This window comes from Paenibacillus sp. JQZ6Y-1 (assembly GCF_040719145.1).
In the GTDB taxonomy this organism is placed as follows: Bacteria; Bacillota; Bacilli; order Paenibacillales; family Paenibacillaceae; genus Saccharibacillus; species Saccharibacillus kandeliae.
Genome location: NZ_JBFDUZ010000001.1, coordinates 443037 through 467426 on the forward strand (window position 1 = coordinate 443037; position 24390 = coordinate 467426).

Genomic DNA, 24390 nt, shown 5'->3' on the forward strand with positions numbered 1-24390 from the left:
TGAAAAACAGGGACTTTTTGTTTGCATCTATAGCATAAAATGGAATAAAATGAATAAATAAGGCGATCTTGCGCATAACGATGTTGAATTCCGTGACAAACCATACTATATTAGTAATCATAATTGTATTTTGTTTAAGCGGAACAGCGATACATATCCAGCGTGCTCTGGTTTACAGTGGCGCGTAATCATATTGCTTTTGCTTTGTGTATGTATGTCATGTGCCGCTTATTTAAAATTCTCAGGAATGTCCAGCAATTCGGCGACTTGTTTGCGGTATTTTGTCGCCTTGCGTGTGCCATTGATCAGGTTGGACAAACGCGAGGGGGGAATCCCATAACACTCGCAAAACGTCTTTTGATCCATTTGTAACTCTGTCAGTCTCTGTTTGATGGCCCAGCCAAAAGAGGTAACAGGCTGCTTGCGGTTCAACAAATATCACCCCTTTATTTGTAACAAGTAATGCTCTTATGTGCACTTATGGATCGGTACCGGTTCCCTGTCCATACGCACATGGTATAATGTTTCAGGAAAAGAAGTAAAAAAATGTCGTTAGACCAATTATATACTTAAATACGCTTTTTATCAACATTAAAATACTTATAAAAGTGTTGTTAAGAGATTTAGATGACATGGTCGGGGAGTGGAAATCATATGCAGTCGCAATCTATTTATGAACGCATCGAATTACTCATCAAAAACAAGGGTATTACCAAAAAGTCATTTTGCGAGCAATTGAAGATCAGTACAGGTAACTTTGGTGACTGGAAAAGAGGGAAATCCACACCGGGTACACACAAGCTGATCGAGATTGCCGCTTATTTTGATGTCAGTCTGGATTGGCTACTAACGGGCAAGGAACGTTATACCCAAACGGTTAACGAGCAGACTAGCCCGTATTTTTTTGAGCTTATGGGGCAATTGAATTGCCAGGATGAAGTTCTGTCCGATCAGGAAAAGGACTTTATCAAGGAATATATCGAATTTACCGTATATCGCAAAGCCAGACAGCAGGAGCAATAATTGTTTCGCAACCGCAGACCGGGTCATTTCAGAGCAAAAGGCTGATGGTTCACCAGTAGAGTAGGGTGAGCCGTCAGCCTTTTTGGCATGTCATTCAATTGGTATGAACGTTTTGCAAGGGATGATGCGAGACTGTTTGTGATTGCGTAGCAGTCTGCCAATGTAGATTCCAGTCTGTTTCCATCGTTTGCGATAATTGATCGGTCAGTAGGCTGGCATCGCGAATACTTAACTGTAAAGGTGCTGCCGCCCGACTCATGCAGCAGGAGAGAAGCGTATAAAAATAGCATCCCACTGCTTGCTCTCGTTCGATACCGAGCTGAACATTGATCCAAGCATGGAGTACAGTCAAGGATAGCACAGCATGATATTCAGTGATTGCCTGCTCTAACATAGTAAAATCCATCCATGGATATAAATTACGCGCCAACTTGAGTAAGCGCTTACCTGTCTTTCTGGCTTCATCCATATGTTCTGGCATAATGATCTGCTGAATCACCATCTTATCCACGAGAGCAAGCTGCCATACATCCTGCTTGGTTACTGCGGAGTATACACTGTGAATCGCTGGTGCCTCCCATTGAAACAGATGAGGTTTCAATACACCGGTAATATACTCATGTAGCTGGTCTGTGCTATCAATATGACCTTGATTCACCTGACGCTCCAGATTATGGGCGTGTGTAAAGCTGGCTGTTGGTAGCTTCGCATCCAGCAGCTGTACATACGCGAGTAATTTCTGGCTACTGTTCATCATTCATCAGCCTCCGTAAACGTAATCGTGCCTGCAACGTTCTCTATCTCTATATAGATGGATCTTGCTAAAAGCTGCAAATTCCGACGTGGTATATGGTGTAGCATAAATATGGAATCGAAGAACGCTAACGTATACAAAAATATCAAAAATGAAGAAGTAAAAGTTACGTATTTTTAATATTTTGTTAATAATAATTACACGTTATACATATTTATGTCAATAAAATTAACTCAATATTAGGTATAAAGAAATTAATAAGTCTAGATTAGTCTATACATCTGTTGAATAAGGGATTTATTATTAATTTTATGTTAGGTAATATAACTTTTAATTTCTACTAGAAAATAAGCGTTTACAATTAATTCGACAAATGATATAGTATAAAAGTTGTTGCACGGATAGAATGGCAATGAAAAGTACTGTGATATTGTGACCTCAGGCAATATACCGAAGAATAGGAAGTACAGTACATTGTGGAAGCAACAACTGATACATTGAGCGGTCGTGGTGGAATGGCAGACACGCTATCTTGAGGGGGTAGTGGGTGTATACCCGTGGAGGTTCGAGTCCTCTCGGCCGCATACTTGATTTCGGATATATAGATTCAGATGAACATCATAATTCTTGGATGAATGATAAGTAATACATAAGTGATAAGATCACGTATAGCGAATACAGCAAAAAGCCGGATAATCTCCGGCTTTTTTAATTTACCTTGATAGTATAGACTGCATAGAGTTTTGGTTGGTACTTGGTACAAGTAGGCAAACAGTAGAGTAGACGAATCATTGCTCTACGATAGAGGATTGGAACGTTGTGAATGAAAAGAGAGAAAGGGAAACGAAGTCACTCACACGCAAGCTGTATTACAACTGTTTTCTAATATCTTCTTCGATCTTATCTGGTGTAGTTTGCGGCGAATAGCGTTTGATTGGATTACCGTCTCCGTCAATCAGAAATTTGGTAAAGTTCCATTTGATCGCTTTGGAGCCAAGAATGCCGGGCGCTTGCTCGCTTAAATATTTAAACAGGGGATGTGCATCCGAGCCATTTACATTGATCTTTTCGAACATGGGGAAGCTAACACCGTAATTCAACTGGCAAAATTCTGAGATTTCTTCATTACTGCCGGGGTCCTGTCCAGCAAACTGATTGCTTGGAAAACCTAGAATTTCAAAGTTATCATCCTTGAATTTGTCGTACAGTTCCTGTAATCCGGCAAATTGTGGCGTTAACCCGCATTTGCTGGCTGTATTGACGATCAACAGGGTTTTGCCTTTGTACTGTTCAAGAGGAACTTCCTTGCCGCCAATCGTGTTGGCATGATAATCGTAAACAGTCATCCGCTAACAGCCTCCTTTATCATATCGTGAAATCAATTTAATTTTAAAAAATTAAACTACTAAAGTCAATTTTAGCTTACCTATATATTTTATTATTTAGAGTTTCATTCTAGGCGTAGTGCTTTACAAATATAGTGTTGGTTTCAAACAAGTTTTGGAAAAGGAGCTGAATGATAATGGCACTGTATACAGCAACAGCAAAAGTTCATGGTGGACGTCAAGGTAAGGTTGAATCGAGCACAGGTGCGCTGGACGTGAGTCTTGTTATGCCGAAAGAACTGGGTGGCGGTGGCGGTAACGGTACCAATCCAGAGGAACTATTTGCAGCCGGTTATGGCGCATGCTATCAGAGCGCACTTGCCAATGTAGCACGTCGTGAAAAGGTAAATGTTACGGATACGCTTGTAACCAGCAATGTACTGATCGACAAAGACCCCGCAGACGGTGGCTTCAAGCTATCCGTGCGATTGGATGTTACGATTCCGGGACTATCGCATGAAGAAGCACTGGATATTGCCAAAAAAGCGCATGAATTCTGCCCATACTCCAAAGCAACACGCGGCAATATTGATGTAGAATTGAATGTCGTGCAAAACGACTAATGATAGCAATCATCGGCATTACTGTACCCTTTCCGTTACAAGCGTAGCGGTATTTCGCCATCATAGTGTATCGCAAGCCAGTCCGTCTTATATGCGGGCTGGCTTTTTATATTATTTTGCTCATAAACGATTAACGATAGCTCATAAGGGTAAAGTTTACATAACGGAATATACTGCTGTATTAGCTTTGCTATACTCTTGTAACTACTAACAAAATTATTGCTAGAGAAGCGTATATTTCGGATGAGCGAGTGACAAATGGCGGAACAATAACCGGAGTCAGTCCAATTTCTGCTCCCCCGCAGTGAGTTGGAGTTGACACATACCATAAAATTCTTTAATATGTCATAGGTGATTTGTAATTCGCTACGAAATTTAAAGGATAACGGGTGATGATAATATGGCATATAGACCGACGATCAAGGCGTTGAAAAAAGCCGGTATCAACGAAAAAGAAGGACTGTACGAATTTACAGCAACACTGGCGGATGGAACGGAATGCCGCATGTTCTACAATCGTTTTCCAGAGTGGAAAATGACCAATATCAACCGCTTGCTGACCAAACCATGTCCTATATGCCGCAAAGATTTCATTTGTAACTGCTTCAGTGCATTTGCTGGTGAGATCGATCAACAAATCAAAGATCGTCAACTGATTGACGAAGCACTGGCATAACAGCAAGTTGTTGTAACCAGATAACAGTATCATGCAGAGCGCGGGGGAATTCTCTTCGTGCTTTTTTGCTTTATAAGGATAGAATCCATGAATTGAAGTGTAAATAGGTAACATAGGGGACTCATGCAACGACAATGGATTGTATAAACTGTAAGGAGAGTGACGATAATGGTAACTGCACATGCTCCGGTATCCAGACCGGGAGAACCAACCGAATTGACAGATGCCCAGATTGACGAGCTGCTTCAGGGAGAACATCCAATTGTTCTGGTAGATGGTGTTTGCCATTTTTGCCAAGGAGCGACCAAATTTATTATTAAACGCGATCTCAAAGGAATATTCCATTTTGCTTCCTTGCAGTCAGAGGTTGGACAGAAGCTGCTACAAAAGGGCGGATTGTCCACAACATCGATGGATACCTTTGTGCTAGTGGATCATGGGAAATTCTATACACGCTCTACAGCTGCACTTCGCATTGCTAAACGACTAAAATTTGCGTGGCCATTACTGTATGCGTTTATTATTGTGCCAAAGGTATTGCGGGACAGTGTGTATAATTACGTGGCACGCAATCGGTATCGTTGGTTTGGTAAGTCTGATCAGTGTATGCTACCGACACCGGATATTCGGGCGAGATTTGTAGAATAATCGATAAGGAAGTTGACTGTGAGGGCAGGTTGAGTACAATTCTGGTGACTGGTGCGATCATTTATGTAAAAGATCCCGCTTTCTATGCCATATGGAATCAAATGGCTGGAAAGCGGGATTTTATTTGGTTACAGATTATTTCAGCTTATATCGGTTCAGCATATCATCGTTTACAGTATATACTGTTTTATCTACATAATCATAGGGAGTGCCTAGATTGTTGGTATCGAAGGTTTGCACGATAGACAGATTGGTTGGATACAGAATGTATGTCCGATCCGCCATATTGATCATCAGATTGCCATCGGTTGTGCGATCAAGCGAAGTGTAATTGGCTGGATCACCTTCCAATGTTGCTGAAGCAATAGCTTTGCCTGAAGTAGTGTTGTAGAGCTTGAGTGTTTTGTTTTCATAAATGGTATAGCCGGTGCCTGTTGATTGTGTAATCGAATCGCCCGGAATCACACGCCCCCACAGCAATTTGCCGCTTGGATCAAAAGCAAACAGTTTATTGCCAGTTTGATCGACATTGGCGCGTACAAGGACTGTACCATTTTTCAGTACAAACATAGAGTCGCTGCCGTCACCATAAATATTCGACTTTGCAGGGAACTGATATTTGTACAGGCGTTTTAGCTCCAAACCGTATACATCCATCTGCGGATTGGATACCATTTGCCAGCCATTTTGGTTTTTGATCAGCTTACTAGCTGCGACTAGAATCCGATCACCTTCCGCATGTAGAATTGAGCCTTGTACCGTTTGACTGTTCAGCAGTTTGCCATTCATATCATAGCGGCTAAGGGATGAGCGAATGATACCCGATGCGTTTACATTTCCGTTGGAGGTGACGAGTAGAGAACCGTCCTTCATCATCGTAACGGTACCGGAGGAGGATAATGTTTTCTCCCAGTTTAATTTGCCGGAGGAATGGAGCGACAGCAGTTTGTACGTTCCGTCCGAGTAGGAGGCATAGATATAAGCCGTTCCATAAGGCGCGTATACGATTTGAGTAGATAAGGTATATGGTCCAGCCGATTCATGCAGCGAATAGCTCCACAATGGCTTGCCGGTCGTCAGGCTGTATCCTTTGATCGTATCGAGGTACCAGTTGTTTTGCGTATTGCCGGTCGTATTGGGAATATCTTGCTGGGTATGTACATAGACCAGCGATTTGGATGGTACAGCGTGGATTTCTGTAGCGCGTACAGCAAGTGCATTATCCATCTTGTCGGTAAACAAGGACGGGGAGGTCCACGATGGATTGTTCAGCAGGCTGATATCATTTGCCGCTGATGCAGATAGAGCAGCGCCTACACTGATCACACCTGCTAGGATGAGTGATGCCCATCGATATTTGTTTTTGTGGTTCATGTTCATACAGCGTTCCGCCTTTCTGTTTTGTAAAATATATCCTCTGATTGTTTAACCGGAATAACTGCGGTCGCAACAGGTGTAACGGGAATGTCACTTATTCCAAAAGAAATTAGAATTGAATTAGCAAAAAAACGAAAAAATAGTATTGCAGACCTAGTACATATATGCTATTCTTACGTTAAATATAGTTCTTGCAACGGAAGCACCGTTTAAGTACCGCACCTGAAGTGCGTTATTTAAACGGTGCTTTTTTTTGCATATTTAAAGGGGGAAAAGCCAATGGCTCCAGTACAGATCGTACTTTGTGTGGAGGACAGTGAGTACATTGAGCTGCTGCTGCGGTATGTCCGCACCAGTGAATATGCAGCCAGAGTACGCATTCGGGCATTTTCAGATCATGAGACGTTTTTAACTTATATGAATGAAGGGCATCATCGAGGGCTAGTAGCAGCGGAGGAATCTTTTTTGCAACGCTGGCTCAAGGATGGTGAATCCAAAAGCAATCGCTGCGTGACGTTAGGCGAATATCAGGAAAAGAACGAAGAGCATCAAGTGCTTGCCAAATACCAGCCGCTGCAACGACTGCTGGAACAGCTTTGCGAATATAGTGGCAAAGCACCCGCAGAATGGCAACGTGAAGTAGGCAAGACGATGATCACAACGATCTATTCAACATCGCCGGGTAGTGGGAAATCGGTCACAGCGATGAATATGGCGAAGCAGTATGGCATGAGAGGGGAATCGGTATTTTACTTGAATCTGGAAGCTGCTAGCAGTACCCATTGGCTAACGATGGATCAGCAGCCTGATCCAAACTATGAATTGTCCAGATTGCTGTACGATCTTCAGGCAGCTGCGGAATCGAAGCGCCAGCCAGAAGCATCGCCATCTCAGTATGCCATCAGAGCAGAAGAGATTCGTGCCGATATTTTTGTCCCGCCGGGCAATTTTAATGAATTGCTGCATATGACGGAAGACGAAACGGCGATGCTCATTCGGTATATTGCACATAGCGGTGAATATGATCATTTGATTATCGATGTGGAATCAGGGTGGCATGATCGTATTCGTGCCGCACTGAGCGAAAGTGATCGTATCGTCTGGCTGTTGACCGATGATCTGCCATGTATGAACAAAACCCTGCAATGGATGTCGTACTGGCAGCATTATGATAGCGATTGGTATGAACAGATTGGTGGAAAAGTATCATTTGTTCTGAATCGGTATACTGGTGGGTTGATCAATCGTTTGCCAGTAGAGGGGATGGAGCTGGAAGGAACGCTTCCGTATGTTCCATCTTGGAAGCAGGTAAGCAGTGGGGAGCTGTTATGGTGCTCACCGATTTTTCAGCGTGATATTTTGAAGCTATGTCGGTTAGATCATACTCATGATGAGTTAGCGTATTCGGTTGTTAACGGGGTGAGTTTGTGAGTGATGATCTGTTTATTTCACTGCGCGATGAAGTACGCTCTGGGCTGGATGTAACATTTGCGATTGATGACGATGAATTAATGCGACGTATTGAGCAAAAGGTACTGGATCATCATCGGTATCCGGGACTGACGGCAGGCGAGCGTCGGCGACTCGTTCGTCAGGTATTTGATTCGTTTCGCGGGCTAGATATTTTGCAGCCGTTAGTCGATGACCGGAGCGTAACAGAGATTATGATCAATAGCCATCAGGATATTTTTATTGAGCGTAATGGTCAGGTACTACGCAGTGACACGGTATTCGAATCTCAGGAACGGCTAGAGGATATTATCCAGAGCATTGTATCTGGCGTCAACCGGGTAGTAAATGAGTCTTCGCCTATTGTAGATGCTCGTTTAAAAGATGGCTCGCGGGTGAATGTGGTACTGCCACCTATTGCGTTGAAAGGACCAACCATGACGATTCGTAAATTTCCAGAGCAGCCGCTAACGATGGATGATCTGGTACGGATTGGTGCGTTGGAGCCGATGGCGTCTGGTTTGCTACAAACATTGGTGCGCAGTAAATTTAACATTTTTATTAGCGGCGGAACGGGATCGGGGAAGACGACTTTTCTTAATGCCCTATCGCAATATATTCCGCCAGACGATCGAGTCATTACGATTGAGGATTCTGCCGAGCTGCAAATTCGTACCGTGCCCAATCTGGTATCCATGGAAACGCGTAATTCCAATACCGAAGGCAAAGGTGAAATTAGCATTCGCGATCTGATTCGTTCTTCGCTGCGGATGCGTCCAAACCGTATTATTGTCGGTGAGGTGCGTGGAGCGGAGGCGCTGGACATGCTGCAAGCGATGAATACCGGTCACGATGGGAGTCTATCATTAATAAAGTGGAAGATAAAAAGTAGTGACACTTAATTAAAAGTCACTGCTTGTACATAAGCATCGAAAAATGCATTCTTTGTACCTTTAGGTTTAGTGACAGGTGTATTGATTTCGATTTTTGAGAAGAGAAGTCCGATAACTTCTTTTTTATCTCCATCATCCAGAGTATCCCATACTTCTGCCAACTGTGCTAACTCATCGACCTTAGGTATTCCAGACAATGACTTTTGAGTTACAGCCAGTTTGTCACGTATAGCCATTTCAGCATCATTCTCAGCAACAAGCTTGCGCTTTACATCCTCTTGGCTAATTAGACCTTCTACAAACATGTACTGCCATTTTTCACGCCGTTCATTAATTTTGGATAGATCTCGTTTAGCTTCTGCAATTTCTCTATCGTATTCTTTCTTTTCAGTCTCTATTTTTAGAGATTCGTCACGAAGCTGAGACATATCCGCTTTAACTTTTTGTATATACTCCATAAGTAATTTTTCAACATGAACTTGCCGGAATATAGGTAGATCACAACTGCGCTTATGATGCCGGCTGGAACAAATGTAATATTGGGAACGCACTATACCTCTGGCAGTAGTTTTCTTTGTAGTAAGTCTACCAAACATAGAGGCTCCACAACGTCCACATCGTAATACGCCTGAAAACCAATATATTTTTGAAGAACTGAAGCCGCCGAAAGTTTTGTTTTTTCTATACTTTTGTAATTCTTCAAACTCAGCTTCTGTAAAAACTGCTTCATGATCGCCTTTTCCGTATACACATTTTACTCGCTCATCTCGTTTACTATTGATATACTTGCCAGCTGCTGTTTTCGTCCCCATGCGTATTGTGCCTGCATAGAATGGATTATCTAATGTGTAAGATACAGTAGCATCGCTCCATTCTCTACCTCTTCGAAGTTTGCCTTCACTATTCAATCGCATGGCTACAGACTTATAGCCAAGTCCGCTCATATATAATGCTGCTGCTTGCCGGATCAGCTGCGCTTCTTCTGGAACAAGTTCACCCTTTTGAGTATATCCATATGGCATTACACCACCAGGTCGTTTTCCTTCCTTAACCATCTGTTCTACACCAAAGCGTACGCGTTCAGAAATTGTACCGCGTTCCCATTCAGCCATTGCTCCAACTAATGTAATAAAAAAACGACCCATGGCCGTAGTAGTTTCGAATATCTCAGTAGCCGATTTGAATTTAACACTATATAGATCAAATTGTTTGAGAAGCTTATGTAGATCCATTACAGATCTGGTCAAGCGATCAAGCTTATATACCAGGACAACATCAAATTTTCTTTCTTTCATATGTTGCAGCATCTCTTCCATAGCCGGACGTTTCAAGTCTTTGGCAGAGTAACCGTCATCGATATAAAAATCAGTAATCTCCCAGTCCTGGGATTCCGCATAAGAAGTAAGTCGGCTGCGCTGTCCTTCGACAGAGAATCCATCTTCAGCCTGCATATCTGTGCTGACTCTTATATATATCGCTGCTTTCATTTTAACTTCATCCTTTCCAGTGATTTTTAAGCGTATAGTACTTTTAAGGGAATGCGGCTTCTAATATGATCAATGCGGCGGTATGCCACATCTAAAGGAACTGAAAATAGTTCAGATAAAACTCGCGCATATTCTTGAATTCTAAGGTTCTTGGTTTCTGGTAATAGATGATATGGCATAGCAGCAGCTAATTGGAACCGATTAGCTTGCCATTCTTGTAGCTGTATAAATAGGGGAGATAAACGATCTTGATTACCTTCATGTAAAACAATATGACCGAGTTCATGGAAGAAATCAGCACGTTGTTCATTTGGTGGGATCTGATTATTTAAAATAATAAAACTTTCATTTTTAGATCTGTACGAGAAAGAACGACCTGGGTAATAAGCAATTTTAGATCCACAAGTAGTTGCGATAAGCTGTATGTCAATTTGATAAGGATTTAAAATACCAAGTGCTTGGTACAGTTTAGATATGAATAAGTCATTAGATGTTGGTTGATAGTCTGATAGCATATTAAACTCCTTATAAGGAAACGTATGTTCTGTTTTTGATTAAAAGAAAAGCCCAATTGGGCTTAAGTACTTGGTTTGGTTATCTTATATACAATGCCATTATTAAGAATAGAAGTTTTATATTCGAAACCATTTTCATACAAAACTAAACTTTCTGTTGATTGTGAAAAATGATTAATAACTTGTGAATTTAAGTCATGAGCTTGTTCGGTAGAAAGATCTGAGTCTATAGAGTTCGTTAATAGAAAAAGCATAATTGCTAAATCAGAAACGTAATCTGTAGAATCACTCTTTCCTAAAAAAAACTGAACAAATGATAATGAACTATCAGCTTTGTTTATACCCCCAGATACTATAAGGTTTTCTGCGAGTTGATGATTAAAGATATCTAAATTAGCTTTTCCCTTTTCAACATTTAAGTTTGAAATTATATAATGATTACTTAGATTATTATCTTTAACGTACCCATTATACTTATTAAGAAATTGATCAGTAGTAAGACCTAAAGAATTGTTAATCTCTACTTGTTCCTGTGGTATGTTGTTTGCTTCTTCAGAATCATTCGAAGGTATTTTAGTAGCAGCTTCAACTAAATCATTATTTTGAGATGGAAGTTCTGAAATGGAGCCAGCGAGTCCAATAATTCCAAATAGAAAGGCAACTATCATTATAATTGACCTACTTTTAACTTTAGAAGTCTTCTTTTTAATAGCTGACATCATGAGTATAAAATAAATAAACCAAATAATAGAGCCTATCAAAAATATTAACATATACATGTAATGTACCTTCCTTATGTAGGATAGTCTCTTAGACCTATTATACATTATCCCAAATAAGGAATCTATACCTAGTTATCCTTATTCTGTGCATCCTTCATTTTTCGCATCTGTTCGATGAATGCTGCAGCTGCAGCTTTCTCTTCATCTGTCCAATCATTACCACCATCAGAGTAAAAGAATCCTTCCCCGGAAGTACGCGCGATTGAACGTCCCATCAGGTAATCTACAGACACATCAAAATAAGTTGCCATATTATCAATAAGCTCAAGCGATGGTTCTCGGCTATCATTTTCAAACATACTAACGCCACTTTCACTTATCTTAAATAATTCTGCTAGTTGCTTTTGTGTAAGCTTTTTTTCTTTACGTAAGGTCTTTAACCTTTGTCCAAATGTCGCCATTGTAATCACCCAAAAGGATAGTATCACAAAACGTGATCTTTTTATTATTTATTCACAAAACGTGTTGACTTCACAAAACGTGATGTGTTATATTTTATTCATAAACAACACAAAATGTGTAGTTGAGAGGTGAGAAAATGAAAGATCTAATTGCAAAGCGTTTAATGGAATTACGTGCAAACCGCTCGCAAGAAGAAGTCACAATAGCATTAGGAATAAGTAAAAGCACTTGGTCAATGTATGAGAATGCTGAACGAATTCCAAAAGATGAGATTAAAATAAAGATTGCAAACTATTTCAACAAAACAGTACAAGAAATTTTTTTTGATTTATGACTTCACATAATGTGAAGTTTTGAATGGAAGAGGTGGGAATTTGAAAAAGTTAATCAAGCAAGAATCATTAAAGCCAAATGGTATGAGTGATCGTACATGGAAAAAGTTCCACGAATTCTTAGCAAGAATGAACATTAAATACCGTGATGAAATTGCCGCTAAACGGGCTGCAAAGCAAGCAGATCAGCAAAAAACTTCTTAATTAAGAGGTGAACATTATGCAGTTTAAATGGAACAAAAAGTCTTCAAAATCTTGCTTTGTTGCTGGTGTAGTTACTCGAATCAGATTGCAAGGAATGAGTATTGAAAAAGCCATTGAAGAGACTTGGTCAGCATCAAGTAAAGCAAAGCATCCCGAACTAATACCTGCTAATGAACTTGCTGATTTGATCAATCAAATTAATCAGTGTTTAGCGGTATGGAGAGAACCTGCCGGAACGGCAGAGTTACGACAGGTTAAATCGGGATGGGATAAGACTGCATATCAATGATATAACGCATGTCTGTCCAAACTAAAGAAATTACTTTGACAAATCGGGGGATAGAGTAATGGCCGTTGGATCATTTGGCAAATCATTATCAGAAGTTATGAAGTTACGCGGTAAGAGCCAAGTTAACACTGCTCAGGAAATACACATTGATAACTCTACACTCAGTAAAGTTGCTGGGGGTTCACGTACAGCAACATCTGAACTTATGCGTTCTACAAATGAATTATTGGATGATGGACAGCTTGCGATTGCAGCTGCCGGGGAAGTAACAGGCGGCGCATTTGCTCCATGGCTAGATAACGTAGATCTTCATAGAGCAAGCGTACTGTTCAAAACGGTAGAAGAAATGAAGGAAGTTATAGCTCTTTCTGAAACGACAGCCATTTTTAAAACGGCTGATCAGATCAGTGAAGCAGAACGACAGCAAATTAAGGTGTTAATCAAAGAAACGATTGAAGCCATTACTGCTCTAACTCACCTTGTTGCTATTCTCTGCCGGGAATACACCTTTAGTTGGCTTGGAGTATGGAAAGAACATCGAACTGATATGCGAATCAAAAAATATATGAAGTGAGGTAAACACATGTCGATGTTAGCAAATGATCATAAGCATCGAAGTCAACAATTAAGATTGCTCAAAGCCATCATGCCTATCGATACACCTTTGTACTTAAAGCAGCAACTTGAAATTGTACTACATTACGAATTAATGCGTTCTCTTATTGAAACTGCTAAACCTTATTGCTTCACTGCTAGAGAACGATTGGAATTTGCGTATTTGAACGCTATGGTGCTGAAGCCGGATCAGATAGCCTACATTTTGGACATGGCTCAGTTGGATCAGCAATGGAGTAATGTTAGCGCAGATGAATTTCTTAAAAAAATAATGGAGGGATGAAAATGTCACGCGAAAAGCTTATAGCAGAAGCTTTGCAAGCAGCAAGAAGTGCAGAACATAACATGGAATTGATTAAAAAAAATCCAGAGGTAATGCTGCCAGGCACGGCAACAAATGGAATGGAATATTTGCAAATGATGATTGATTTTGCAGATACAGAAATAAAAAACGCCCGCCAGGCACGGCGAACGTCATGGAGAACTCGGTTAAAGTGTCTCGTGCTGTCTATTGTAGCAGTTGCAGATAAAGCTGACAAGGGGGAGACAGCATGAATGGATCAACGCTTGCTCATTGTTATGCGGCTGTACTTAATCGCCAAAAACAATCTTCACCGGCAGAAATGTATGCCTTAAAGCTGGCTGAAGATTATGTGAATGGCACGCGAATTTGGAATGAGACTACTGCTGATCTTGCATTACTTTTCAAAACTGGTCAGGATCTTCCTCTTATGTTTTTTGAAGAACTGATGCAACGCAGGGATGATGCTTATGCAGATTGGAATAAGGCTGCTTTAGAAATTCGTGATACATCACTAGAAATTATGAAAATCGCACATAGAGAAATTGAACGTTTGCGAGCTACATCAAAATAAGAATAGGAGCAGATAACAATGGAAATGTGGAGTAATCAAGCTTGCTTAGGATATGCCATCATGGCAATGAAAAACAAAGGTTTAGATGACGAAACAATTCAGAAGGTAATCCGATCAATGCAAAGTGAGTTCGATTTTACGGGGGTAGAAGAGGCAGCAGATGTCTACCGCAAGTCAACTGATTAAACGAAAAGACAAGGTTCGCCTTGTCTTCTAGCTTCGGATCGATCCGGCGTTAGAAGATGCGGCGACGCATCAAGCAACATTGTACTGTTCCGAGAAATATCAAGTCCTCTAAGGAAAGGCGGTGGAATCATTACTGTGTATGTAAGCAAAACAAAGAAGCGACCCGCCTAAAGGTCGCTTCTGGAAGGGTAAAACAAAGTCCTGCCGTCATTGTAGCATGCAGACGCAGGGAAAACAAGGAGGATTTACATGACACGTACAGCTATCACATGTGATATGTCACGTGCTGGAATCACAGCAAGCGTCCAAGATGCCATGCACTATACACCGCCTGTATTGCGCATAGAAGGTTCAGCAGGGAGCGTTGAATTGCTACTGACTTCGGATCAACTCGACGAAGTTGAACAAGCAATCCTAGATTACAAGGAACGGCTTAAAACGAAAGGATCAGGTGTTGCATGACAAAAATCATATTGGAGCGTATGACGCTTCGTAATTTTAAAGGATTCGATGACTTTGTACTTGATACCGATGGCAAGGACGTTGCTGGATACGGCACAAATGCTACTGGTAAAACAACGATCGTTGATGCATTTTACTGGCTGCTGTTCGGTAAAGACAGCAACAATCGTACTGATTTTGAAATCAAAAAGCTGAACGCGCTGGGTCAAGTTGCTCAGCATAAACTTGACCACGAAGTCGAAGCTGTCTTGCGAGTGGGTCACATCCAACGAACATTCCGAAAAGTGTATGCCGAGAAATGGACCAAAAAGCGCGGATCAGCTCTTTCAGACTTTACTGGTCATGATACGACGTACTTTGTTGATGGTGTGCCAGTAAAGCAAAAAGAATACAAAGCGGCAGTTGATCAGCTCGTTAATGAAGACCTTTTCCGTCTGGTTACCAATCCTACGTATTTTAATGAACATTTGAAGATGGAGCAACGCCGGGCATTACTTTTAGAGATTTGCGGCGATATCGCTGATACAGAAGTGATTGGCAGTAATGAAGAACTATCAGCCCTGCCCAATCTACTCAATGGTCGAACTATTGAAGATCACCGTAAAGTTATTGCTGCTCAAAAACGTGCTGTAAATGAAGAGATTGCAAAAATCCCAGTAAGAATCGATGAAATACGTCGGACGATGCCAGACGTATCTGGTATCGATCCTGCCAAGTTAGATGCTGATATTTTGAATATACGCACACGGATTTTTGAGCAAGAAAACAAGTTTCAGCAGATCCGTTCCGGTAGTGAGGTTATCCATACTCAGACCGAAATCAAACGCCTTGAAGGTGAAGCACTGGAAGTCATCAATCGACTGAAATCTGGCAGCGTAGATTTAATTGCTGCTCAGCGTAAAGTCCTTTCTGATCATCAGTGGGAATACGATAAACTTACTCAACAAATTGCGCAAAAGCATAGCCAATGCCAAAGCAATCAGCGACAAATCGATACTGGTAAAGCCACTATGCAAACACTTCGTTCACGCTGGACGCAAGTGAAAGCAGCTACTTTTGAGCATAAACATGGGGGTGACAAAGTTTGTGCTGCCTGCGGGCAGCATTTACCAGCTGACCAAATTCAGGCAGCGTATGACAAAGCTCAAGCTTCATTCAATCTACAGCGTTCCAAGAATTTGGAGCAGATCAATGTCGATGGTGGGGCTGTAAAGCAGGAAGTGGATGCGCTGGAGGCAGCTAATCAAAGATTAGCGACTGACATTGAATTATTGAAGCAACAACAAGCAGAAAAGCGCGTTGAAATGACTTTTGCTCACTCAGAACTAGAGGATTTAGAGGCAGCCACCACTGATCCAAAACAAGACAGCGAATATACGACACTCCAACAACAGATTATTGATTTGCAAATCAAACTGAATCAGTTCCGTGCTAATGCTCAACAGGCAGCCGATCAGGTACAGGAAGTGATTATAGGCTTACGTGCTGATGTTCAAACGTTGGAGCAGGAACGTGCCAGAGTTAACCAAGCAGCGGCAGTTATCAAACGCATCACAGAGCTGGAAAGTGAAGAGAAGCGACTAGCTGAGGAATACGAACGTTTGGAACACGAACTATTTATCACAGAAGAGTTCATTCGTACCAAAGTAACCATGTTGGAAAGTCGTATCAATAGTAAATTCAAGCATGCTCGATTCAAATTATTTGAAACTCAGATCAACGGTGGTCTGAAAGAAGTCTGTGAAACATTATATAGTGGTGTTCCTTATAGTGCTGGGCTTAACAATGCAGCTCGAATCAATGTAGGCCTGGATATCATCAATACCTTATCAGCGCATTATGGTGTGACAGCACCAATCTTCTTCGACAATGCAGAATCGGTGGTTGAACTGATTGAAACTGAAGCACAAATAATACGCTTGATTGTCAGTGAGTCTGACACCACATTACGAATCGAATTACAGGAGGCAATTGGAGTATGAGTAACCCAAGCACATTGGCATTAGTGAAGAAAGACACTGTAGATGTAGTAGCGGCGAAGGTAAAAGAATTTCAGGAACGTGGTGAACTCCACTTCCCTGCAAACTATAGCCCAGAAAATGCTATGAAGTCTGCCTGGTTGATGTTACAAGGTGTCAAAGATAGAAGTAGCCGACCAGCATTAGAAGTATGTACAAAAGACAGTATTGCTAACTCGTTACTGGATATGGTTGTGCAAGGTCTGAACCCTTCTAAGAAACAAGGTTACTTTATTGTTTACGGTACTTCACTTACCTTCCAGCGCAGCTACTTCGGCACAATGGCTGTCACAAAACAAGTAACAAATGCAAGTGACATTGATGCCCAGCTTATCTATAAAGGTGATGAATTTGAATTTGAAATTGAACGCGGACGCAAAAAAATACTGAAGCATAAATCGAGTTTCGGTAATATTTCCGACAGCAATATTATCGGTGCCTATTGCACGATTTCATGGGAAGATGGTCGGGAATTTTCAGAAGTTATGACGATGGAAGATATTCAGAAGTCTTGGAAGAAGTCAAAACAAGCACCAGATAAAGAAGGTAGTACGCATCAGGAGTTTACAGGGGAGATGGCTAAGCGAACAGTCATTAACCGAACTTGCAAAGCCTACATCAATACGTCAAATGACAGTAGCGTCATTATGCAGCACTTTAACCGACAAGATGATGCAATTGCTGAAGCTGAAATGCAAGTGGAAATTGAAGAGAATGCTAATGGAAAGATTATTGATATGGGAGATATACCTCAAAGCAGTGAAGAATCACTCTCACAGGATACAGAGTCTGAAACAGTTGAACAAAAACCTGATGAAGAACCGGAAATGAAGTTCTGATGATTACCATTAAATCGCTCGGCTCCAGCAGTGCCGGCAATAGTTATCTGATCACTGATGGAAAGACTGAGCTGCTGCTGGAAGCTGGACTCAAATATAAAGACATTCAGCGTGCACTAGCCTTCCGAGTTTCTCGGTTGGCTGGCTGTCTGCTAAGTCATGAGCATAAGGATCACAGCCTATCAGTGCCCAATCTAATCAAGTCCGGCATTGATATCTATACCAGTATGGGTACAGCGGACGCAGTGGGCATTGTAGGCAGTCACAGAGTAAAGACTGTGAGACCGCAAGAAAGCTTCAGCATAGGCACATGGACGATTCTACCGTTTGAGACAGAACACGACGCATCTGAGCCACTAGGCTTCCTGATCGCTAATCAAGATGGTGACAAACTACTGTTCGCAACAGATACGTTTTATCTTCGGTATCGGTTTACAGGCTTAACGCACATCATGGTCGAGTGCAATTACTCTATGGATATCCTCAATGCCAACATTGCAGCGGATCGGATGCCGGCAGTGCTCAAAAGTCGGTTGCTAAAGTCGCATTTTAGCTTAGAACATGTGAAGGACTTCCTACAAGCCAACGACCTGAGCCGAGTACAAGAAATCCATCTGCTGCATCTGAGCGATGGAAACAGCGATGAAAGTCGCTTCAAACGTGAAATCGCTGAACTAACCGGTCTGCCAGTATATGTAGCTGGAAGGTGATCCAATGATTGATGATGGTAAGCCATTGTTGAAAAGCATGGTGGCAGACTGGATATGGGATTTGATGACTACCGATCCTGAACAATTCAAGAAAGAAGTCACAGCTTATTTCGCTAAAGGTTACCCCAAATTCAAAGTTGTACGGGCAAAGCGCCCATTCATTTATTTGAAAGACGAGAGGGGTTAATCGCATGGCGAAACTGACGCAGATTACTGTATCTGTGGGTTTCACAAAGAATGTAGGTAACTTTCAAACAATCCGTGCGGATGCGAGTGTGACGCTGGAACTGGAGCTGAATGATGACCCTAGTAAAGTATTTCGACAGGGTTGGCAACAGGCTGCTGAACAGGTAAAGCTCGGCATTCAAAACAGTAAGGTGACCTTATTATGAACTACTCTGATTTCTGGATTATCGAATCTATCGATGAATCTTTGAATGAAAAGCCACCGCTGAACGGGATGTACTACGAGGCTTCCAGTGACAAATATGTATCGTTTGTGCTTGGCCGTCGGCATTATGAACTGGCTGCTAGGCACTGCGGGTTTGAAAAGGAATGGCAAGAGCGTATCAAACGGGAACGATCAATTTAAGGTGAACGAGGGGATGAGTGAATGTCTGACAGTTACCCTTTCCCGATGTATTCCGGATTGTTGGAACCAGAACATTATAAAAATATAGGCAGCGCGATCTGGTTGTTCCTCTGGTGTATCAGTTCAACCACCAAGGAAGTCGAGGAAGAAGGAACTGTGTGGGGCATTGTACTCCGAGGGCAACCGGTCAAGATCAGTGATCTACAGGATCGGTTCGGTGTCACTGATAAAACGATTCGTTCTTGGATCAAAATGTTAGAAAGTCATGGATATATTCAAGCGAAGCGTGCTCCATATGGACTGATATTCAGTGTCAAAAAATCTAAAAAGTATAAAAACAGATCGGAAGAAAATTACCGAACTGAGGGGAGAGAGCGGAAACAAACTACCGATCTCAACCCCAGTGATCGGAAGAATATTACCGATCTGGCTACCGAGAGATCGGAAGAAAACTACCGATCTAATAAAGATATTATATTTAATGCTTCTGCTGCTGCTTCTGATGATCCAGTAAACGAAATCGAAAAGCACTTTTGTCAGCGACGCGGAAAAGGGCTTTCTGTTAGTCCAACTGATTATGACGAAATCAAGCAAATGCTCGCTGATGGATTACCCGCTCAATTGATCATTCGAGTAATCAACGAATCCTTTGACAATTACAAACCGAAGCATAAACGCGATGAAATTAGGAGTATTACGTATTGCGTCCCTCGCTGCTATGACGAGTGGACGAAGTTGCAACAGGAGGAACTCATAACAGATGCGGTGCCGCACGTGTCTGTCGCCATTGGTAGTCCGACGCAGCGTCCAACTAAGCAACAACAAAGTATTGATGAGTTGCAACGAATGCTGAGAGAGGAGCAGGAACGTGAACAAAACGGAAGTCATACAACTCCTTATCGCCATTAAACAAGCGTACTCCGGTTATGACACCAGCTCAGGCAGTGTTGATAACCATTTGAATTATCTGGCTGATATGCCATATGACCAAGCGCTTACGAATGTGAAACAACACATCCTGACTGACAAATTCCCACCGAAGATTGCGGATATACGCAAAGGGTATACAGCGGATCAGGAACATGAGCAGCTTAAAGCTGACACAGCCACATTTTTTCGACAACAGGATGAATGGGCAACTCGAGCAGCACCACCCCCTGCCGGAATGAAGGAGGCATTACGTGATCGACTTTTTGGTAAACATTGAGCTGCCGCAAAACTATGAGGCAGAGGCAGCAGTATTAGGCGCACTCATTATCGATAAAACCGGTAAAGCTTTGGAATCTGTACAAGCTTCACAAACACCAGTTAATGCGTTCTATGACAAACGCCACCGGATCATTTATACCAGTATGCAACAGTTGATTAATGCTGGAGAACCTATCGATACTGTTACGTTATCCGGTGTGTTGCACGCTGATGGTAGTTTAACTGATGTCGGTGGTGTCACATACCTCAGTGAGCTGGCAGGATCGGTACCGAGTGTGGAAAGCACAGATCACTACATCCGCATATTGCATGAACAGCGCATACGCCGCGATGCCATACGAGCTGCTAAAGAGCAAATCGAAGGGGCACTTGAAGGGGCAGAGCCGGCAGAGTTGGCTGCCAACATGCAACAGGCAGCAAATAGCTTATCTGAGCAAACAACCACGAAGCAGTCTTTCCGACCAATCCGGCAAGTTGTAATGGAAGTTGTTGATCAGCTTGAGAATAAGTATGAGAGCCGCGGCAACACAACTGGCATACCATCCGGATTTATTGACTTAGACAAAATGACTGCCGGATTCCAACGAAGTGACCTGATTATCGTCGCTGCCCGCCCATCGGTAGGTAAGACTGCATTTGCCCTGAACGTTGCACAAAATGTCGCTGTACACACCAATGAGACGGTCGCAATCTTTAGTCTAGAAATGTCCGCTACACAGCTTGTTCAGCGCATGATCAATGCTGAAGGTAATATTGATGCGAGCGCAGCGCGAACCGGTTATCTCACCGAAGAAGACTGGAGCAAGCTTGCCACAGCTGCAGGTGTACTCGGCGAAGCAAACATTCACATTGACGATACGCCTGCATTGACCGTGCATGATATCTGTGTAAAGTCTCGACAACTCAAAAAAGATCAGGGGCTAGGTATGATCGTGATCGACTATTTGCAACTTATCTCCGGTCGGGGGAAGCCCGGCGAGAACCGACAGCAAGAAGTATCCGAAATCTCACGTACTTTGAAGCAACTTGCTCGTGAGCTGGAAGTTCCAGTTATTGCATTGTCCCAGCTCAGCCGCGGTGTTGAACAACGTCAAGACAAGCGCCCGATGATGTCCGATCTGCGCGAGTCAGGGGCGATCGAGCAGGATGCAGATGTGGTTGCTTTCCTGTATCGGGATGACTATTACAATCAGGACACTGAAAAGAAAAATATTATTGAAATCATCATCTCCAAGCAACGTAACGGTCCAGTCGGAACCGTTGAGCTGGTGTTCCTGAAAAACTTTAATAAATTCGTCAATTACGAACGTGTTCAATCAGATATGTTCGCCGCGCAATCGGCAAAAGAAATGAAAAAACGATACGGATAAGGAGAGTAATCTATGAGTGCCGAGATGATGCTTGATGGAACGCTTTGTGAACAATGTGGCGAGTTTTTGGATGGAGAATCGCCGGGCTATCCGCGTTACTGTGAAAGCTGTAAACAGGATGGTGACGACTATGGGGAAACGTAATCGTTTAAAACGCCCCACACGCGCTGAAAAGACTTTGATGGAATCCAAAAGTTAATGCTGATAACTGGCTAGTAACTGGTAAGACGGCAGCAAAGCTTTTCTTGCAGCACAAGCACAAAGGCAATCAGAAGACCATAAACGTATGATGCTGCACATGATCATCGAAGTGAGTTGCGACAGCCGATTGGACATGATCGAACGGTTAGAACTGGTAACTGTACTGATGGAAGGAGCATACGATGAAAGAGATTGATGCCATATTTGGGCACCGGCATAAGATGACCTTTACGGATCGCGGCAGAGTGATTGGTGAAGTGTTCACATTCGATTATGAGGTGTTGCATGGACAACGGAAGGAGAAAGGCAATGATTCAATTCACAGTACTGGGCGAACCGGTCGCACAAGGAAGACCTAGAGCAAGCACAGTCAGCGGTCACATCCGTATGTATGATCCAGCCAAGTCAAGCGATTATAAGGACTATGTACGACTGGCTGCTTCAGCACATGCGCCAAAAATTTTGTTGGAAGGCCCACTCAGTATGATGCTTACCGTTTATCGTTCTACACCGAAATCATTCAGCAACAAGAAAACCGCAGCAGCGGAGGCTGGGCAGATTAAGCCGACAACTAAACCGGACGTGGATAATTACCTGAAAGGCGTCAAAGATGCATTGAAAGGTGTCATCTGGAAGGATGATAGCCAGGTTGTTGAAGTGTTTGCCCGGAAGCGGTATAGCACACGCCCGCGTATCGAAGTCAAAATTCAAACTTTATAAAGGGGATAGGGATATGGCATTTATCAATTTCAAGCCAACAGTGAAGGCAGTAAATCTGAAAAGTGATGGTGACATCGAAATTAAGTTGCTGGTACCAGGACATGAAATGCGCGGACGTATCGAAATGCTTCACGAAATGATTGGTGAAAAAGTGGAGGCTGAGTTTGCTTCTACTGTGGTCAGCTATAACGTTCAAATCAATGCCCGTACTTCCAAGCCAATTACACAATATCGCGTAGATGACACCGGTGTTGTACATGAAGTGACACCTGAAGAAGGTGAACAAGTCGAGATGGAGCTGGGACTGCCGCCGGAGAAACTGAAAATTGAAGACAAATCCAAAAGTATTGATCTGCAAGTCATTGTCGATTTCATTCTGGAAAGCTTGGCACCGGAATATGATGACCTGCAGTATGACTTCTATACGATCCATGATCGACTGAGCAAAGGCGAAACCTATAGTCGTATCGCTACTGAACTGGGTGTCAGCAGCGGCAAGCTGGCTGAAATGGTAGAAGAGTACCGCCGCCGTGTTGCTCCGATGGCTCAAAAGTGGAATGAATGGCGCGAAGGCAATGAACCTTCAATACCTGTCGTAGAAGCTCAATCTGAGCCAGAGCAAGTAGAAGCCGATCCTGAACAGGAAGTAGCATCTGACGATCAGCCAGCAGATGCTACTGGAACAACGAATCTACAGGATGAGCTGCCAGACTGGATACAGCAAAGTATGCAAGATGAGCAAAACGAACAGAACAACTCACAGTCTAATGACAATGCCATTCCAGATGCAACAGATATTAAACTGTCAGAGATTGATCGCGAGGAACTGGAGCAGTTCATTTTGACGCACAAGCCTATGTATCCAGATATTGAGTTTAACTACCCTGATCTTTTGGAAAAACGTCATACAGGTAAGTCTTGGCTTGATATCGCTAAGGAGTTGCAAGTGAATAGTAGTAAGCTCAAAAATAGCTGGGTACTCTACAAGAAACGTGCTGCACGCCAAATGATTGATAATAATGGTGCTGCTTAAAAAACATAAGCCACCTTTAAAGGTGGCTTATGTTTAATTTAAATCAAGCAGAGGTATTAAAGCTTCTTTTTAGCAGTTTAAGAATTTCTACTATGTCTTTCTTTTTATTTATATTTATAAAAAAAAAGGCTTGGATCATCGTTCTAAAAAATATTGAGATTATGGCGATAGCAAAAGCCAATGTGATTATTATTAATAATTTTGAGTCGAGTTTTTCAGTTATATTTTTACCTACGAATTCATTCCATATAGGTAAAAGAATAATTGCTAGGATACCAAATTTTCCCCAATTACTTTGGTTTTTCTCGCTCCATTGAGCTTCATAATATTCAATATAATTGTCTATGTTAGACGAATCTATTTTAAATTGAGTACGGTGTAGTCGTAGTTGTTCTGCTCTATATGCTCTAAAAAATGAAGAATAATTTACAAGCAGATCATATTTAATGGTATATACTGGATATTTATTTAAAAGGTGTCTATAACAAAGTATTGAGTTCAGAATCATTAGAATAAGGGTTACTGTCATTGTAGAAAATAATAAAATTGACCAAAGCATGACTTGGGGATGCCACATGGAAAGAAACATGAATATATAAGCTGATAAAAGAAGTATCAAAGCTGGAATAATTAAAAAAAGTCTAAATTTAGCATTTATAATTTTTGTTGAAGAGTTTTCTTTGAACAAAAAACCTTCTAATTTATCTTGGTTTTTTAATAACTCATTTATGGGAGTAGTCTGCATATGATTTCTCCTATCAAAATATTCATAACAAGAACC

Annotated in this window: 35 protein-coding genes, 1 tRNA gene and 2 pseudogenes; 29 read left to right on the forward strand and 9 right to left on the reverse strand. The window is 42.0% G+C overall.

The features are described from left to right. Window positions 1-228: 228 nt before the first annotated feature. Window positions 229-432: a helix-turn-helix domain-containing protein gene (locus ABXR35_RS01830; RefSeq protein ID WP_367054613.1), complete on the reverse strand. Its 204-nt coding sequence runs from the start codon at window positions 430-432 to the stop codon at window positions 229-231. 222 nt (window positions 433-654) lie between these two features. Here ABXR35_RS01830 and ABXR35_RS01835 point away from each other — a divergent pair, with 222 nt between their 5' ends. Next, entirely contained in the window at window positions 655-1023 is a 369-nt protein-coding gene (locus ABXR35_RS01835) for a helix-turn-helix domain-containing protein (protein WP_367054616.1), read from the forward strand. Window positions 1024-1117: 94 nt separating this feature from the next. On the opposite strand, the gene ABXR35_RS01840 is transcribed toward ABXR35_RS01835, so the two are convergent. Beyond that, complete coding sequence (locus ABXR35_RS01840) at window positions 1118-1780, reverse strand: urease accessory protein UreF (RefSeq protein WP_367054618.1); 663 nt, start codon at window positions 1778-1780, stop codon at window positions 1118-1120. Between the two features lie 498 nt (window positions 1781-2278). Between ABXR35_RS01840 and ABXR35_RS01845 the strand changes: the two genes are divergently transcribed. Further along, a tRNA-Leu gene (locus ABXR35_RS01845) sits at window positions 2279-2361 on the forward strand. A gap of 285 nt (window positions 2362-2646) precedes the next feature. On the opposite strand, the gene ABXR35_RS01850 is transcribed toward ABXR35_RS01845, so the two are convergent. Next, the gene (locus tag ABXR35_RS01850) at window positions 2647-3123 is read right to left on the reverse strand and encodes a glutathione peroxidase (protein WP_367054621.1); all 477 of its coding nucleotides are present in this window, start codon (window positions 3121-3123) and stop codon (window positions 2647-2649) included. 173 nt (window positions 3124-3296) lie between these two features. On the opposite strand from ABXR35_RS01850, the gene ABXR35_RS01855 reads away from it, so the two are divergent. From ABXR35_RS01855 to ABXR35_RS01865, 3 genes are all read left to right on the forward strand, one after another. Continuing rightward, window positions 3297-3725 (forward strand): organic hydroperoxide resistance protein, encoded by a 429-nt coding sequence (locus ABXR35_RS01855; protein ID WP_367061087.1) that lies wholly within the window; start codon window positions 3297-3299, stop codon window positions 3723-3725. 400 nt (window positions 3726-4125) lie between these two features. Then, a complete protein-coding gene (locus ABXR35_RS01860; protein ID WP_367054624.1) occupies window positions 4126-4401 on the forward strand; it encodes a hypothetical protein in 276 nt (91 codons plus the stop codon). A gap of 168 nt (window positions 4402-4569) precedes the next feature. Beyond that, complete coding sequence (locus tag ABXR35_RS01865; RefSeq protein WP_367054627.1) at window positions 4570-5049, forward strand: thiol-disulfide oxidoreductase DCC family protein; 480 nt, start codon at window positions 4570-4572, stop codon at window positions 5047-5049. A gap of 135 nt (window positions 5050-5184) precedes the next feature. On the opposite strand, the gene ABXR35_RS01870 is transcribed toward ABXR35_RS01865, so the two are convergent. Then, a complete protein-coding gene (locus tag ABXR35_RS01870; protein WP_367054630.1) occupies window positions 5185-6429 on the reverse strand; it encodes a PQQ-binding-like beta-propeller repeat protein in 1245 nt (414 codons plus the stop codon). 276 nt (window positions 6430-6705) lie between these two features. Between ABXR35_RS01870 and ABXR35_RS01875 the strand changes: the two genes are divergently transcribed. Both ABXR35_RS01875 and ABXR35_RS01880 read left to right on the forward strand, forming a co-directional pair. Next, window positions 6706-7857: a CpaE/TadZ family protein gene (locus tag ABXR35_RS01875; protein ID WP_367054633.1), complete on the forward strand. Its 1152-nt coding sequence runs from the start codon at window positions 6706-6708 to the stop codon at window positions 7855-7857. Beyond that, window positions 7854-8741: pseudogene (locus tag ABXR35_RS01880) on the forward strand (TadA family conjugal transfer-associated ATPase); the annotation flags it as partial. The gene ABXR35_RS01875 and the pseudogene ABXR35_RS01880, both read left to right, overlap by 4 nt. A 32-nt stretch (window positions 8742-8773) precedes the next feature. On the opposite strand, the gene ABXR35_RS01885 reads toward ABXR35_RS01880, so the two are convergent. The 4 genes from ABXR35_RS01885 to ABXR35_RS01900 form a co-directional block, all read right to left on the reverse strand. Beyond that, window positions 8774-10255, reverse strand: coding sequence for a recombinase family protein (locus tag ABXR35_RS01885; protein WP_367054636.1), 1482 nt, complete (start codon window positions 10253-10255; stop codon window positions 8774-8776). A 26-nt stretch (window positions 10256-10281) separates the two neighbouring features. Next, a complete protein-coding gene (locus ABXR35_RS01890) occupies window positions 10282-10770 on the reverse strand; it encodes an ImmA/IrrE family metallo-endopeptidase (protein WP_367054639.1) in 489 nt (162 codons plus the stop codon). A gap of 62 nt (window positions 10771-10832) precedes the next feature. Further along, window positions 10833-11549, reverse strand: a complete 717-nt coding sequence (locus tag ABXR35_RS01895; protein WP_367054642.1) for a hypothetical protein — start codon at window positions 11547-11549, stop codon at window positions 10833-10835. A gap of 71 nt (window positions 11550-11620) precedes the next feature. Beyond that, window positions 11621-11953, reverse strand: coding sequence for a helix-turn-helix domain-containing protein (locus ABXR35_RS01900; protein ID WP_367054645.1), 333 nt, complete (start codon window positions 11951-11953; stop codon window positions 11621-11623). Window positions 11954-12090: 137 nt separating this feature from the next. Between ABXR35_RS01900 and ABXR35_RS01905 the strand changes: the two genes are divergently transcribed. The 22 genes and pseudogenes from ABXR35_RS01905 to ABXR35_RS02005 all read left to right on the forward strand — a co-directional run bounded on the left by ABXR35_RS01905 (window position 12091) and on the right by ABXR35_RS02005 (window position 23609). Beyond that, window positions 12091-12288, forward strand: a complete 198-nt coding sequence (locus ABXR35_RS01905) for a helix-turn-helix transcriptional regulator (RefSeq protein WP_367054648.1) — start codon at window positions 12091-12093, stop codon at window positions 12286-12288. 40 nt (window positions 12289-12328) lie between these two features. Next, on the forward strand, window positions 12329-12490 hold the full coding sequence (locus tag ABXR35_RS01910; protein ID WP_367054651.1) for a hypothetical protein: 162 nt from the start codon (window positions 12329-12331) through the stop codon (window positions 12488-12490). 16 nt (window positions 12491-12506) lie between these two features. Then, a complete protein-coding gene (locus ABXR35_RS01915; RefSeq protein WP_367054654.1) occupies window positions 12507-12779 on the forward strand; it encodes a hypothetical protein in 273 nt (90 codons plus the stop codon). A 58-nt stretch (window positions 12780-12837) separates the two neighbouring features. Then, window positions 12838-13353 (forward strand): XRE family transcriptional regulator, encoded by a 516-nt coding sequence (locus ABXR35_RS01920; protein WP_367054657.1) that lies wholly within the window; start codon window positions 12838-12840, stop codon window positions 13351-13353. Between the two features lie 9 nt (window positions 13354-13362). Continuing rightward, window positions 13363-13677, forward strand: a complete 315-nt coding sequence (locus tag ABXR35_RS01925) for a hypothetical protein (RefSeq protein ID WP_367054660.1) — start codon at window positions 13363-13365, stop codon at window positions 13675-13677. A gap of 2 nt (window positions 13678-13679) precedes the next feature. Beyond that, window positions 13680-13949, forward strand: a complete 270-nt coding sequence (locus ABXR35_RS01930; RefSeq protein WP_367054663.1) for a hypothetical protein — start codon at window positions 13680-13682, stop codon at window positions 13947-13949. Continuing rightward, on the forward strand, window positions 13946-14269 hold the full coding sequence (locus ABXR35_RS01935) for a hypothetical protein (RefSeq protein WP_367054666.1): 324 nt from the start codon (window positions 13946-13948) through the stop codon (window positions 14267-14269). The genes ABXR35_RS01930 and ABXR35_RS01935 overlap by 4 nt, the downstream gene beginning before the upstream one ends. A gap of 18 nt (window positions 14270-14287) precedes the next feature. Beyond that, window positions 14288-14455 (forward strand): hypothetical protein, encoded by a 168-nt coding sequence (locus ABXR35_RS01940; protein ID WP_367054669.1) that lies wholly within the window; start codon window positions 14288-14290, stop codon window positions 14453-14455. 249 nt (window positions 14456-14704) lie between these two features. Further along, window positions 14705-14917: a hypothetical protein gene (locus tag ABXR35_RS01945; RefSeq protein ID WP_367054672.1), complete on the forward strand. Its 213-nt coding sequence runs from the start codon at window positions 14705-14707 to the stop codon at window positions 14915-14917. Further along, window positions 14914-16899 (forward strand): AAA family ATPase, encoded by a 1986-nt coding sequence (locus ABXR35_RS01950; RefSeq protein WP_367054674.1) that lies wholly within the window; start codon window positions 14914-14916, stop codon window positions 16897-16899. The genes ABXR35_RS01945 and ABXR35_RS01950 overlap by 4 nt, the downstream gene beginning before the upstream one ends. Continuing rightward, on the forward strand, window positions 16896-17774 hold the full coding sequence (locus ABXR35_RS01955) for a recombinase RecT (protein WP_367054677.1): 879 nt from the start codon (window positions 16896-16898) through the stop codon (window positions 17772-17774). Before ABXR35_RS01950 ends, ABXR35_RS01955 begins: the two co-directional genes overlap by 4 nt. Then, window positions 17774-18484 carry an MBL fold metallo-hydrolase gene (locus ABXR35_RS01960; RefSeq protein ID WP_367054680.1) on the forward strand — a complete coding sequence of 237 codons (711 nt, stop codon included), beginning with the start codon at window positions 17774-17776 and terminating at the stop codon, window positions 18482-18484. The genes ABXR35_RS01955 and ABXR35_RS01960 overlap by 1 nt, the downstream gene beginning before the upstream one ends. Window positions 18485-18488: 4 nt before the next feature. After that, window positions 18489-18671 (forward strand): hypothetical protein, encoded by a 183-nt coding sequence (locus tag ABXR35_RS01965; protein ID WP_367054683.1) that lies wholly within the window; start codon window positions 18489-18491, stop codon window positions 18669-18671. Between the two features lie 4 nt (window positions 18672-18675). Next, complete coding sequence (locus tag ABXR35_RS01970) at window positions 18676-18876, forward strand: hypothetical protein (RefSeq protein ID WP_367054686.1); 201 nt, start codon at window positions 18676-18678, stop codon at window positions 18874-18876. Continuing rightward, window positions 18873-19076 (forward strand): hypothetical protein, encoded by a 204-nt coding sequence (locus ABXR35_RS01975; protein ID WP_367054689.1) that lies wholly within the window; start codon window positions 18873-18875, stop codon window positions 19074-19076. The genes ABXR35_RS01970 and ABXR35_RS01975 overlap by 4 nt, the downstream gene beginning before the upstream one ends. A gap of 21 nt (window positions 19077-19097) precedes the next feature. Beyond that, window positions 19098-19985: a helix-turn-helix domain-containing protein gene (locus ABXR35_RS01980; protein ID WP_367054692.1), complete on the forward strand. Its 888-nt coding sequence runs from the start codon at window positions 19098-19100 to the stop codon at window positions 19983-19985. Next, window positions 19945-20283, forward strand: coding sequence for a replicative helicase loader/inhibitor (locus ABXR35_RS01985; protein WP_367054695.1), 339 nt, complete (start codon window positions 19945-19947; stop codon window positions 20281-20283). Before ABXR35_RS01980 ends, ABXR35_RS01985 begins: the two co-directional genes overlap by 41 nt. After that, window positions 20258-21655, forward strand: a complete 1398-nt coding sequence (dnaB, locus tag ABXR35_RS01990) for a replicative DNA helicase (RefSeq protein ID WP_367054698.1) — start codon at window positions 20258-20260, stop codon at window positions 21653-21655. The genes ABXR35_RS01985 and dnaB overlap by 26 nt, the downstream gene beginning before the upstream one ends. Before the next feature lie 12 nt (window positions 21656-21667). Further along, on the forward strand, window positions 21668-21799 hold the full coding sequence (locus tag ABXR35_RS01995) for a hypothetical protein (RefSeq protein WP_367054701.1): 132 nt from the start codon (window positions 21668-21670) through the stop codon (window positions 21797-21799). Between the two features lie 62 nt (window positions 21800-21861). Beyond that, a pseudogene (locus tag ABXR35_RS24050) lies at window positions 21862-21945 on the forward strand (hypothetical protein); the annotation flags it as partial. A 220-nt stretch (window positions 21946-22165) separates the two neighbouring features. Then, the gene (locus ABXR35_RS02000; protein WP_367054704.1) at window positions 22166-22576 is read left to right on the forward strand and encodes a RusA family crossover junction endodeoxyribonuclease; all 411 of its coding nucleotides are present in this window, start codon (window positions 22166-22168) and stop codon (window positions 22574-22576) included. A gap of 13 nt (window positions 22577-22589) precedes the next feature. Continuing rightward, complete coding sequence (locus tag ABXR35_RS02005; RefSeq protein ID WP_367054707.1) at window positions 22590-23609, forward strand: hypothetical protein; 1020 nt, start codon at window positions 22590-22592, stop codon at window positions 23607-23609. Window positions 23610-23652: 43 nt separating this feature from the next. Here ABXR35_RS02005 and ABXR35_RS02010 read toward each other — a convergent pair whose 3' ends face one another. Then, on the reverse strand, window positions 23653-24354 hold the full coding sequence (locus ABXR35_RS02010) for a hypothetical protein (RefSeq protein ID WP_367054710.1): 702 nt from the start codon (window positions 24352-24354) through the stop codon (window positions 23653-23655). Window positions 24355-24390: the final 36 nt, after the last annotated feature.